This is a genomic window from uncultured Lactobacillus sp. (assembly GCF_947367125.1).
Classification (GTDB): Bacteria; Bacillota; Bacilli; order Lactobacillales; family Lactobacillaceae; genus Lactobacillus.
The window spans coordinates 40644-52061 of sequence record NZ_CANBCQ010000011.1; the positions used below are offsets into that span (position 1 = coordinate 40644).

Below are 11418 nucleotides of genomic sequence, written 5' to 3' on the forward strand. Positions count from 1 at the left end.
AAGACGGCTTTTAATGTCGCCTTTTTTTTGATTTTGAGAGAAAAACAAATTCATTCTGAAAAGTTATAGATTATGGTCATACCTTTTAAAAATGTCAGAAGGAGTTAAGAATTTAATATGAATGCAAGATTTTTAGTAGATTTATATAATTGGTCTAATCCTGCTACTGGCTATATTGCTATGGTTAATATCGGTTGGATCGTTATTGTAATTATTATGGCTTTAGTTCAACATAAGGACCTAAATAAATGGGTTGCCAATGATCCTAATCATCAACCCGATAATTGGCAGATTCCATTGGTCATTATTTTTGTTCTTGCTTGTTCTGCCCTTGCAGTATACTTTACCCCTTATTGGTTGCCTGGTGGACTTGGTTGGTCAACATTCATTATCCCTGTTGCTTGCTATGGAGCTGAGTTGTTCTTTACCAATGATTATCGAAAGATTTTATCAAAGCATGTTTGGAAAACTTGGTATTGGCGTATTGTGATGTGGGGTGAATGGCTAGTTGCAATTAATTTTGTTTTTGCCACAGCCTTTATGGTTTTATCACGGATTGTCACTAACTATTAAGCTGAGGTGTTTGATATGTCGATTTTTAGTAAATTCTTTCATCATTCAAAAGCAAAAAAGTCTGAGGTACGTAAATTAAACGGAAAAGTACAAATTACCCCCCCTGTAACGGGCTATGATAAGCATTTTGACAAAACGAGCTATTTTGTCAATTACACTGGCGTAGCAAACGAAAATAATCCTCGCTTGTCCGCACCGTATAAGCCAAGTAATTCTAATTAGCTAGAGCAGGACTAGACGCAGAAAGGAACTTAGTAAATGGCGTCTCGTCGCACCCTAGATTTAAAGGTCGAATTTGAAAACTACAAAAGTGAAATTTATACCATGCTGATTGCACTTGGTTGTACGCAAAAACAAGCAATTGCTTATATTGCCGACAATGAGGGAACCATCCGTAGCTGGCTTGATCCAAAGAGAGGTCGCATTATTAACGCTCAAATGGGAGCTAGATTATTGCTACGAAAGGCATAACAATCATGAATCATCGTCATTTCAATTTTATCGGTCTAATTACTACTTTGATTGTGATCGCAATTATTGCAGGTATGTTATTTTACATTTATTCTTTAAGCAAATCTGAATCGGGTAATCCTTTGACTACTCCGATTCAGCAAGAAAATATTTTTGATAATCTTAAAGACATTGTATTTTCTAAATTCAACATTAAGTAGAAAGTCCTTAGGGGCTTTTTTTATTTTGCTTTTTTGATTTTTCGCTGAATCGAGCCAAGAACGTGCATTTTCTCTTTTCCACTTACAGTTAAAAGTACGGAAAGGAGAAAATTTTATGATAAAAAAAATCCGAGAATGGATCGAAAGCTTAGTTTCTAATAAGGAAAAAGCAATATCTTTCCTAGATTCACTTGATTTAGACCAGGCGATTATGACTCTTGAAAGCTTGCAAAAGTTCCTTTGGATCGTTCCCTGCGTAGTTTGGGGAATCCATGTAATTCTGTTGCTTGTCCCTGTCCTTAATACTCTGAACTTTCAGTTTATTTTGTTATTGCTGTTTCTAGTATGCGTTTTAAATATTATGGCGTGTTTAATCATTAACCGCTATTTGTTTTATTTTTATTCCAGACAACCAAAACTAGATCCAGTTGAAAAGATTAATACTCTTTGGTCAATCCAAAAGGTATCAGATTTACAAAGCTGTATAACTGAAGGGGCAATTGTTGGTCTGCCTGTTACCTTTACTATCCTGCCCTATTTAGAGTTTTTACGCTTGCATCCATCTATTGCAGGTTGGACTACGGCAATGACCGATCAATTAAGCGGTAATCCGCTTATTTTGCGTGTGTTTATCTTTACACTTCCTGTTATTGCAACTTTCTACTTTTTTGAAAGAGTTCGAAACCAGGAACGGCAACAAAAGAAAAACATTGATGATTGGATGGGACGTTTCCAGTATCACAAACGAGAATTGCACTCTGTTTTGTCCAATCGTCCTAAAGAAACGCAAAAAATAGCTTCTCCAGAGCCTTACTTAACTTTAGGTACTTCGATACTTAATGGTGATATTGTAGAACAAGCTCCTGTTAATCGACTGCAAAATGCCTGCTATTTTGGACCAGTTGGTGCAGGTAAAACCTCTACAATTTTTATTCCGCAGATCAAGCAGGATATTGATCACTATTTGCGTTTTATTCGAGATTATCCCAAGATTTCAAGAGATCCCGATTTTATGAAGCGTAAAGGCAATGTTGCTACTCGCTATCTAAATGGTTTGATTGTCATTGAAACATCTAATGACCTTTGTGCTAGTGTCTATGATTTAGCAATTAAAATGGGCGTGCCAAAAGAAAAAATCACCTGGATTGATCCATCAAATCCAGAATCACCTGCCTTAAACCTATTGCGTGGGCCTGTAGACACGGTTGTAGAAACCGTTACTAACATCATTGCAGGGGTTAAAGCTGATAACAACGATTTCTTCAAACAGTCGGAAAGATCACACTTAAAGAACTTTATCTTTTTGCTTAAACTGTCTTGCGTAGTTGAAAACAAGATTGCCACTTTTACTGATTTAATGGCTCTATACAATGATATATACGTAGTTGTAGATCGGATGAAGGTATTGGATAAGTACGTTCAAGCATTAAAAACCAAGATGGATGACGCTAAAGCCGATTATGATGCTAATCCCGATAGCAAAGTTTATAAGACTCGTTATCAAGAAATCTTTGATAAGTACGAGATTGCGTATGGTACTAGTCAATGGTTCCACAACAATATTAAAGTTGCTACTTTTGGTCAAGGTGTCCTCAAACAAAAGTCAGGTCCACATGAAGGCGAAGTAATGTACATTGACGAACAAGCCGAAAATGTACAAGGTTTAAAAAACTCGCTAGACGACTTATCCAAGAACCAATACTTGCGTAGAGTATTATTTAGAGATAGTGGCGACTTTAACTTTGACGATCAATTGCGTAATGGTGGGATTATCCTTTGCAACACCGCTAAAGCAGAGTTGCAAGATCAGTTGGCAGGACGTTTAGGTCAAATCTACCTAATGAGTTTCCAATCTGCTACTTTTAGACGAATGCCAAACCGTATGCCACTGTTTGCTTTGTATTGTGATGAGTTTCCAGATTTTATCTCAGAAGCCTTCAAATCATTTGTCAGTCAAGCTCGTAAGTATTCGGTAAGTACCACTATTTGTGCGCAGTCACCGAGTCAGTTATCATACAGCTTTGGTCCTGACTTCTTTAACACGTTAATGACTACAATGCTGACACGTGGGACTTTCGGAGACTTAGGTGCTTCGGACGCTAAATTGTTGGAACCGTTCTTTGGGGAACATTCCGAAGTAGAAGAATCCATCAATGAACAGCAAGTTGATCTGACTGCCGATCAAAACAGCAATCGAAAGATGATTTCTGCTCGCAGACAAACGGTACCAAATATTACTGCTGATGAAATTATGGCTTTGCCTAAATTTACGATTGCTTTGCGGCACCCTAATCCACAAGGCTCAGTGATGTTTGACCTAATTAAGACGCATTATCTTAAAGACGAAGACATTGCCAATGATCCAAATATCTTTGATATTCATAATTCTAGGGACTATGAAGCATTTGAAGATATGATGGCTCATGCCTACCATGGTAATGCCGACTTTGACAAGGTAGATCTAGAGATCATTGATGATATTAAGTCAGGTAAAATTGAATTTAGAGATACTGGTAAAGGCAAAAAGACTCATAAAACCGTAGGTGCCTCGGCAGATGATGATTTAAAAAATCTGCATCAGAAACATAAAGAAAACAGCCCTAAATCAAATAGTGAATCTGATAATAAATTTGTTTCAAATGATTCTGATACTCAAAACGAACAAGGGGTACCACAAATTTTTAGCGATTTTGATCCTGATGATAGTGGTCCTGACCTTAGTTTGGTACATCAAGGTGAATCGAATGCTGAAAAAAGATCTAAGTTTAGAGCTTTGGCTAGCGAAGCAGTAAACAAGACTCTAAATCATAGCGGACAGAATCGTCTTGATAATGGTGTAGAACAAGATGAACACTTACCTACTACCAAACCTGAGACTCAAAACAATGAATCTGCTGATGATAATACAGATTTTTATCAAGATATGATTGATAACATTTCTACGAATGATACGTTAGAAAAACCTAATGAAGAGGTGTCTGAAAAAGATATGATTTTTGAAAAAGACGGTAATTTATACGAGACCAAAAAGGACCGTAGTCAATTGCACCAACAACAAGCAGGTTCTGAAGAAGCCCAAATGAAGGCTATCAGAAATCAAACCTTGCATGACTTAGAACGGAATATCAAAGACATTCAAACTGACTCTGCTTTAACTAATGCAGTCAAGCTTGATCGTTTGAAGAAGCTATATAACAAGAATTACGAGCAAATTGTGACCATCTGGCCCAAAGATCATGATCGAATTCTAAATAGCATTAAGCATCAGATTTCTAAAATGAAAACACGAGTAGACTCCGCCCCTGCTCCAATTAATAAAGACGATAATTTAGATTCAATTATGAAAAAGAGCCGTGAAGCTGGCTCAAATCAAGCCTTAGCAGATGAATTGTCTAAAATGCTTGATGATTTTGAAGACCGACCAGTAACCGTTGATCCTGGGAAACTTAAAGATATTGCAGATGATGGATTTATCAATTCCAGTGACCCATTTAATCAACAGCATGGAATGGATGATGAATAATGGCTAAATTAACTTTAAATGTCGAAGCCTTAGTTAGCCAAGATTTGACTAAACGTTTATTGTTTCAGCAGGCAATTTCTCAGAACAATTCTGCTTGTGTTCTTGCTTTAAATGATATTTATTTAGCCGAAGCAAAGAAATTATTGCAAGGCAAGGCCTTATTTGTGGATGATTATCCTAATGACTTCTTTTTAGATCACAAAATCCTAAATGATACTGCTAAACGTAATGCCTTAGCTAGGGCTTATATCGTGTCCTTCAATTCCATAAGAGAAGTTAAGTTGGCACCTGTCTTTATATCGGGGATGCTTCTTTTATTAGATCAAATTAGTTTAGCAAAAAAAGTAACTGTCTTTGATGTCCTTACGCAGTGGCAACAGAGTGATGATGAACAAATTCTGCATGAGATTAATCATATGAATGTAGAAGGACTTAATAAAACCCAAACCGATATTCTAATGGCGATTATTCAATCATTGGGCGTTGACCGTATGCAATCATTTAGAAGCTTACTCAAAAAGTTTTGGCGCATCCATGCTAAATATGCTACTGGCGGTAAGTTTCATTCTCCGACAGATTGGATTGGCAAAAATCAATTAGTTATTATTCCTGCTTCAAAAGCAGATGTTAATTCCTATGCAAGATTAGTCTTTAATTTTGCTTTAGAAAATCGTATGGTTACTCTAATTGATTCTGATGTTCCTCAAAAGGCTTATTTGCCTTTTATAGCTGATTTAAAGTCAACTATGTATATTTCCTCTACAAAAGATTTAAGTGGCTTACAAGTCTCCAATTTGGCATATCAAGCTTCTAAACTTAATATGTCTATTCAGAGTTTTGATGCAGAACTATTTACAAATTGGCTAGGACGTTACTATCCTGCTTTAATTGGTGATTATTCTTTACGAGACTTTGAGCGAGTATTTGAAGAATTTAAGCTTGCAGGCTATCTTAATGCTTTTATCGGTGTGGAAGATAATACGTTAATATTAACCAGAATTGATGAAAACAATCAGTTAGTTAAACAAAGATTCAGTCTTAAGCCGATTTTGGATCAATTAGAGAAAGCTGTATCTGCTAAAGTGACCAAGCAAGATGGTAGTCAAGACATCATGGCTCAGTTACAAAACGTTCTTAAGAATCAGAGTGATTTACAGACACTCATTCTTAACAAATTGCAAGAAATTGAACAGGAATTTAATGCTCATAATCAGCAACAACTTACCCCTGCTAAATTACCTGATATTATGAGCGATAGTGAGGTTATTAATGATGAATTTGAAAAAGCTCTAGCAAGGCAACGAGAAAAAAATTAGCAAATAAAACAAAAAGTGTCTGAAAAAAACTCAGAAATTTAAAAATCCTACTAAATCTTGGTATTAATAAACCTTGATTTAATAGGATTTTTTTGAGTAAAAGTCCAAAATTAACTAAAAATGGACTTTTTTCCCAGACACCTCATTATTTGATTTTCTTTTTTCGAGAAATATGATGATTAAATTCCGTGCGTACTGTTCTTGATGGCTTAAATCTGATAGTCATACTGGGTTCTGCTTTTTCTTTTTTATTGTAATTTTCTAGTTTATGAGCAGGAGATACAACTTTTCGTGGAATAAAAGCTCCAAAGTTTCTAATTAGGATCTTGTCGCCTTGATAGACATGTTCATTGATATATTCAAACAACTGATCTAGCAATTGATTTAAATCTTGTTTACTAAATTTAGGATTTTGATTCGCTAACTCATCAATTAATGTCGTACGGTTAATCTGTTTATGAATAGTTGGATTATTTCTATCAACAATTAGTTTACGTTGTGTCATAAAAAACTTCCTTTTCCAAAATTATTGAAACATGTTTGAAAGATCGGTGATTTTAGCATTTTAAAGTTAAAAATGTTAAAAAAATAATCAAACTGACTGGCATTACAATTATTGCAATAGAGAACAGCTTTTTGTGCCTAGACTTTACGAACTGGATTGGCTAATTTGCTTAATTGTCATCCGCAGGGATAATCGGAATGTATTTAAGCCACATTTGCATATACATTGGTGTATTGACTTCGGACGCACAGATTGGCTTTAAACTCTTGACTAATTGTGCTAAGTCAAGATCATGATAGGCAAAGTGATATTTGTTTTTGATTAAATCAGTTGCCTTTGCTCCTTGGTCTAGCCATGCCTTAGGTGCAATAGTTAATGTAGTACCGTCCGCAAAGATCAGAATGATAAATTGACTTTGACCAATAATTACTGATTGCAACAAATTGAGCGTTCTACGATTAAGTGGGATATATGTCTCACTATTGTCTTTAAGATCAAGCAATTTTAGAGTTTTGACTGTCATATTGTCCAAGTTTGCGTTCAGTTCTACTTTGAGTTTATTAGCTTGTTCAAGCCATTCAGTAGTTTCAAAAGTAGCCTGCAAATTTAAGAAGTCATTGGGTAGAGTTTTTCTTTCGTTTGTTTCGGGACTTTTTATTGTTTCTTGTCTTTTTTGTAGACGTGTTTCTGATGTGAAATTATGTTTCTGTTCGACACGATTAATTTTTGACTGTCTTTTTTCATCGTACCTATTCTGAGATATGAAGTTTTCGTTTTCAGATTGCTCTTTTTTCATAGGAGTCGATTTATTAGTTGGTCGTGGCTTGGCAACAGCCGTCTTTGGCTCCATAACGTTGTGATTGATTCGTGGACCTCTGTTATTAGGTGATTCTGTATGGGTAGAGTTCTTGGGAACTGGTGGAAGTGTCTCAAAATGACTTGTAGTTGGTAACTTCTGTTCGTTTTCAATTCTTGGTGCTTTAGTATTAGGTCCCCAATCTTTGGAATCCCAACCTGCTTTGCTAAATTGTTCTTTTTCTGCTTGGGGCTTAGGCTGGTATCGTGGTTGCGTATTTTTTCTTTGCTCATTTTGTAATTTAGAAATAGTGCTTTGTGCATCTGCATTTTCTTCTGATTTAGGCACATAGTGAGTTAAGACATAATGAAAATGATCGCTATTTGCCCGATAACTTCTCAGCAGTTTGTATAAATAACTGTTTTTATAAGCAGTTAATTTCTTAGATGTTACTAGACTCATTTGATTTCTTCCTTTTCCTTAAATTTTGAACTGAATTTAGTTTAGCAGGCTTTGGAGAGCATTTTTCCCCTACTCAAATAAAGCTAAAATTCAAGTCATTTTTTCTTATAATTTTCTAAAATGGATAATTTAGAAAAGGAGTCGTTTATGTCAGAAGTTTCTGAACAAATTGAATTTAACTTAGCCCATGATGGTGGTAACGGCTATATGAAGGACAGGCTTAATGGGCAAACTACTATTTTTCCTTCTGTATTAGCCCGTTTTTTGCCAGGAATGCAAAACAATATTATCAAGGCTAGCGATACTAAAGAAGTTCAAAATTTATTAAATAATTACCTTGACGATATGGATATTACTGTGCAAAGCAATGGAATTAATTCTAATGGTCGATACTTAGTCGGTAAAGCTGGAATTAATAGTGGTGCTCCTCTTATGACCTTTAATGTGTCGAGCGTTGAGGGAAAAAGTACTTCGGATATTAGTATTATTTCCGCTCTCTCTTTAGTAGCTTACAATGCAGTAAAAGTCTACTATGAGCAGTACAATAATTTGCCTGAAAATTTAAAAGTGGAAGTAGCTAAAATGGCAACCGATTTACCAATTGATGAGACAAAAAATAGATCAATTAGGGAGTCTTACATTACTAGATTTACTGGTAATCAACATATCGTTGTAATTAATAACTTTGATAATCCCATTACCGTTAATATCACCTTTAAAAAAGCTTTTTTGGAAGCAGAAGGTGTTGTTGGTGAACGTGGATTAATTATGTCGCCCACTAACGCAGGGATGTTAAGAGATGATGATGTTTTTCAGCCATTAATTGAAGACTATCAATTAGATAGTTTTGACGGACAGGATTTAATGGAAGCAGGCAATGCTATTGGTGTTGATATTGGTGACGGAACGGTAGATTTTTCAGCAATGAATGGCTTAGCTAGTTTACCTAATATGAACGATTCACTGAATACTGGAATTGGTAATATTGCCGAAGAAGCAATTAACGCTTTGCATCAGGCCTATCCAGCTATTAGACGATTGAATCGACAAAAATTTATGGAAATAGCTAACCGTGGCAATGATGAAGAAAGCAGAACTTATCATTCTTTTCTGGATCAGCAAATGATTGTTTTGAATCAACAAATCATCTCTAAAATTAGTACTTTGTACAGTCGATTAGACCAGCAAGTTGGTATGATTATTGTTAGTGGTGGCGGTGCTGTTGCGCTAAAGCCTACATTAAGTGCCAGTCTCAAAGAGACAATGAAGCAATTAGATAGTTTTAATAAAACTAAAATTTTTTGGGTAGGTCCTAAATATGCTCAAACTCTCAATTTAGATGGACTGGAAGCTAGAGTTTTGATAATGTAAGGTGATTTTTGATGGTAAATCAAAAACGAAATAAACGCTCATCTTCAAAGCAACTACATATCTTGCTAAATGAGACTAAAGATCAGGATATTATCGATTTTCTAGCTAAACAAACAGTTTTTAATCATACTGCACTAACTAAACTAGCTTTGCGTAACTTAATTACTAGTTATGGTAATGTTGATTTAATGTCTCTTTTTAATAATTTGGGATCAAATTCAAGTAAGTCCACTTTAGAAAATGCTTTAAGTGATGTTAAGTCAAAAAAACATACTAATAAAGAGCATCATTATAGTCCAAAGCAAAAAAATAATGAGGAAACAGGTAGAAAGCAAAAGAAGAAAAGTAATATTGGTTTCAATAAAAAGGCTAAACCTATTCCAATGGATCAATTAAAATTTTTAGATCCCGATAATCTTGACGATCTATAATTTGGCTATTGTCTTAATGAATGATGTCTTAAAAATATGATATTTATATAATTTTTATTTATCTGCTTTGAAGTGTAAAATCAAGGCTTGGCGAAGCAACACTATCTTTTTTATAGGCTTTTAGTATAGTGACTTTATAATATATACTTTTTCTACTTTATTTCTACTATCAAAATAAAAACATATAAAAAAGGAGTATCAGCGTCTGCTGATACTCCTTTTTTTTTTTTAACATAATGCCATATGACTATTGTATAGCATTATACTTGCTTTCTCAACTTTTAAGACAAGCCTGCGTCGTTTAACAGATCATTATCTGTATCATTATGACTAATTTTTTTTGGAGATTGTGATGGCTTTTGAACCTTTTCTCTCGATTCTATCTTCGTATTTTTATTTTGCTGATTTACTTCTTTTCTCTCTTCTACTTCATGTTTGGATTCAGTTAAATCGTTAAAATCAGATTTTTTTCGTTTTAATTGTGCCTCATCAGACGTAGTAGAAGATGTAATATCATCTAAACTTAACTTCTGGGTTTTAGCGACCTGAGAAAGCGATATTTTAATCAGATCTTCATAGCCATAGTTTTGGATAGCTAAATCTATTAAATGCTTAAGAGACAAAGTCTTGTTACTTTGTGCTTGTGCCCATCGAAACTCAGGACTTTTAGGATCAAGTTTCAAATTTAGTTGTTTAGCCATTTTTCACATCTCCAATATGTTTAAGTCAATATTATTATTATTCAAATTTCTTAGCTAAAGCTTCGGCAAGTAGTTGGAGTCCAATTTCATTTAATTTTTGAGCATATTCTTTATCTACCCAAACAAGTACTGCCGAACTCATAAAGCTTTCCAGTGCTGATTGCAGTTGTTCTTTTAAGTCTGTTTGTTCTCCTAAAGGAATACTGCCACCACCGAAAACATAAATTACTTCTAAGCGATTGTTTTCGTTTAAAGCGTCATTTAAGTTCTGTTTTATACTTTCTACCAAAGAGCCAGTACTCGAAGCAACCGCTTCTGTTGCAATTTCTTGTTTTTCTTTGTCTAATTTAGTTTTAGCAGGCTCGTTTAAAACATTGGTAAATTCAATTACGTCTTTACATGGAAAATGTCTTCTCATTTTTGGTAAGTTCTTCCAAGCATAGCGTAGAACTGTGCCATATCCTTCTTGAATAGAATTGGAAGCCGCAAGATCAGCTTTACCGTTACTAGTCATTGCCATGTCAGTAGTCCCTTGACCAATATCAATTCCTAGCACATTCTTAGAATCTTTGATTAAGTCTTCTGCATCGTCCGCACGGTCTGGATAGTTTTTCTTAATATATTTCACTAGAGAATTTATAAGCTCTCTAGGGCCATGTTGAATGCCGATTACAGTAGCAACTTCTCCTTCTTTGAAGACTCTTACGGCTACAAATTCAATCGTAACACTAATTGGCGTGTCAAAATTGTTTAACACAACTACATGCTTTCCTTTGGTAAATCTATTAGCGTATTGTTCTCTAATTGTACTTTCAGCTGATCCTACTTCGTTGATTGGCAATGCGGTGGTCATGACTACTTTTACGGAAATAGGATCAAAAATATTTTCACCTTTTTCGTAAGCTTCTTGAACCGCTTTACCTGCAATAAGGCTTAATGGCAAAATAAGTGATAAATCGGTAGATGATTTGCCATTTTGCGAATTAATATCGAAAGTAGTACGTGCAAGAGTTGAATTGCTTGCTAAGAGTCCTACTAGGTATCGCTTCATGTTAATAGTCGCATCCAA

12 protein-coding genes are annotated in these 11418 nt (G+C 34.9%); 8 read left to right on the forward strand and 4 right to left on the reverse strand.

Going from position 1 to position 11418, the window contains the following annotated elements; genetic code table 11:
• Window positions 1–117 precede the first annotated feature (117 nt).
• From Q0Y84_RS04565 to Q0Y84_RS04590, 6 genes are all read left to right on the forward strand, one after another.
• Window positions 118–573: a hypothetical protein gene (locus tag Q0Y84_RS04565; RefSeq protein WP_133477981.1), complete on the forward strand. Its 456-nt coding sequence runs from the start codon at window positions 118–120 to the stop codon at window positions 571–573.
• 15 nt (window positions 574–588) lie between these two features.
• Window positions 589–795, forward strand: coding sequence for a hypothetical protein (locus tag Q0Y84_RS04570; protein ID WP_297951344.1), 207 nt, complete (start codon window positions 589–591; stop codon window positions 793–795).
• A gap of 36 nt (window positions 796–831) precedes the next feature.
• Window positions 832–1044 (forward strand): hypothetical protein, encoded by a 213-nt coding sequence (locus Q0Y84_RS04575; RefSeq protein WP_297951346.1) that lies wholly within the window; start codon window positions 832–834, stop codon window positions 1042–1044.
• Window positions 1045–1049: 5 nt separating this feature from the next.
• On the forward strand, window positions 1050–1244 hold the full coding sequence (locus Q0Y84_RS04580) for a hypothetical protein (RefSeq protein WP_297951347.1): 195 nt from the start codon (window positions 1050–1052) through the stop codon (window positions 1242–1244).
• A 115-nt stretch (window positions 1245–1359) separates the two neighbouring features.
• On the forward strand, window positions 1360–4767 hold the full coding sequence (locus Q0Y84_RS04585) for a TraM recognition domain-containing protein (RefSeq protein WP_297951349.1): 3408 nt from the start codon (window positions 1360–1362) through the stop codon (window positions 4765–4767).
• Window positions 4767–6083: a hypothetical protein gene (locus Q0Y84_RS04590; RefSeq protein WP_297951350.1), complete on the forward strand. Its 1317-nt coding sequence runs from the start codon at window positions 4767–4769 to the stop codon at window positions 6081–6083. The genes Q0Y84_RS04585 and Q0Y84_RS04590 overlap by 1 nt, the downstream gene beginning before the upstream one ends.
• Before the next feature lie 145 nt (window positions 6084–6228).
• On the opposite strand, the gene Q0Y84_RS04595 is transcribed toward Q0Y84_RS04590, so the two are convergent.
• Both Q0Y84_RS04595 and Q0Y84_RS04600 read right to left on the reverse strand, forming a co-directional pair.
• Window positions 6229–6588, reverse strand: a complete 360-nt coding sequence (locus Q0Y84_RS04595) for an HU family DNA-binding protein (RefSeq protein WP_297951351.1) — start codon at window positions 6586–6588, stop codon at window positions 6229–6231.
• 169 nt (window positions 6589–6757) lie between these two features.
• A complete protein-coding gene (locus tag Q0Y84_RS04600) occupies window positions 6758–7846 on the reverse strand; it encodes a hypothetical protein (RefSeq protein WP_297951352.1) in 1089 nt (362 codons plus the stop codon).
• Between the two features lie 147 nt (window positions 7847–7993).
• Here Q0Y84_RS04600 and Q0Y84_RS04605 point away from each other — a divergent pair, with 147 nt between their 5' ends.
• Window positions 7994–9217, forward strand: a complete 1224-nt coding sequence (locus Q0Y84_RS04605; protein WP_297951353.1) for a hypothetical protein — start codon at window positions 7994–7996, stop codon at window positions 9215–9217.
• An 11-nt stretch (window positions 9218–9228) separates the two neighbouring features.
• Window positions 9229–9648, forward strand: coding sequence for a hypothetical protein (locus tag Q0Y84_RS04610; RefSeq protein WP_297951354.1), 420 nt, complete (start codon window positions 9229–9231; stop codon window positions 9646–9648).
• A gap of 281 nt (window positions 9649–9929) precedes the next feature.
• On the opposite strand, the gene Q0Y84_RS04615 is transcribed toward Q0Y84_RS04610, so the two are convergent.
• Both Q0Y84_RS04615 and Q0Y84_RS04620 read right to left on the reverse strand, forming a co-directional pair.
• Window positions 9930–10349: a hypothetical protein gene (locus Q0Y84_RS04615; RefSeq protein WP_297951356.1), complete on the reverse strand. Its 420-nt coding sequence runs from the start codon at window positions 10347–10349 to the stop codon at window positions 9930–9932.
• Between the two features lie 37 nt (window positions 10350–10386).
• Window positions 10387–11418, reverse strand: a 1032-nt coding sequence (locus Q0Y84_RS04620; protein ID WP_297951358.1) for a hypothetical protein, incomplete at its 5' end; no start/stop codon positions are given.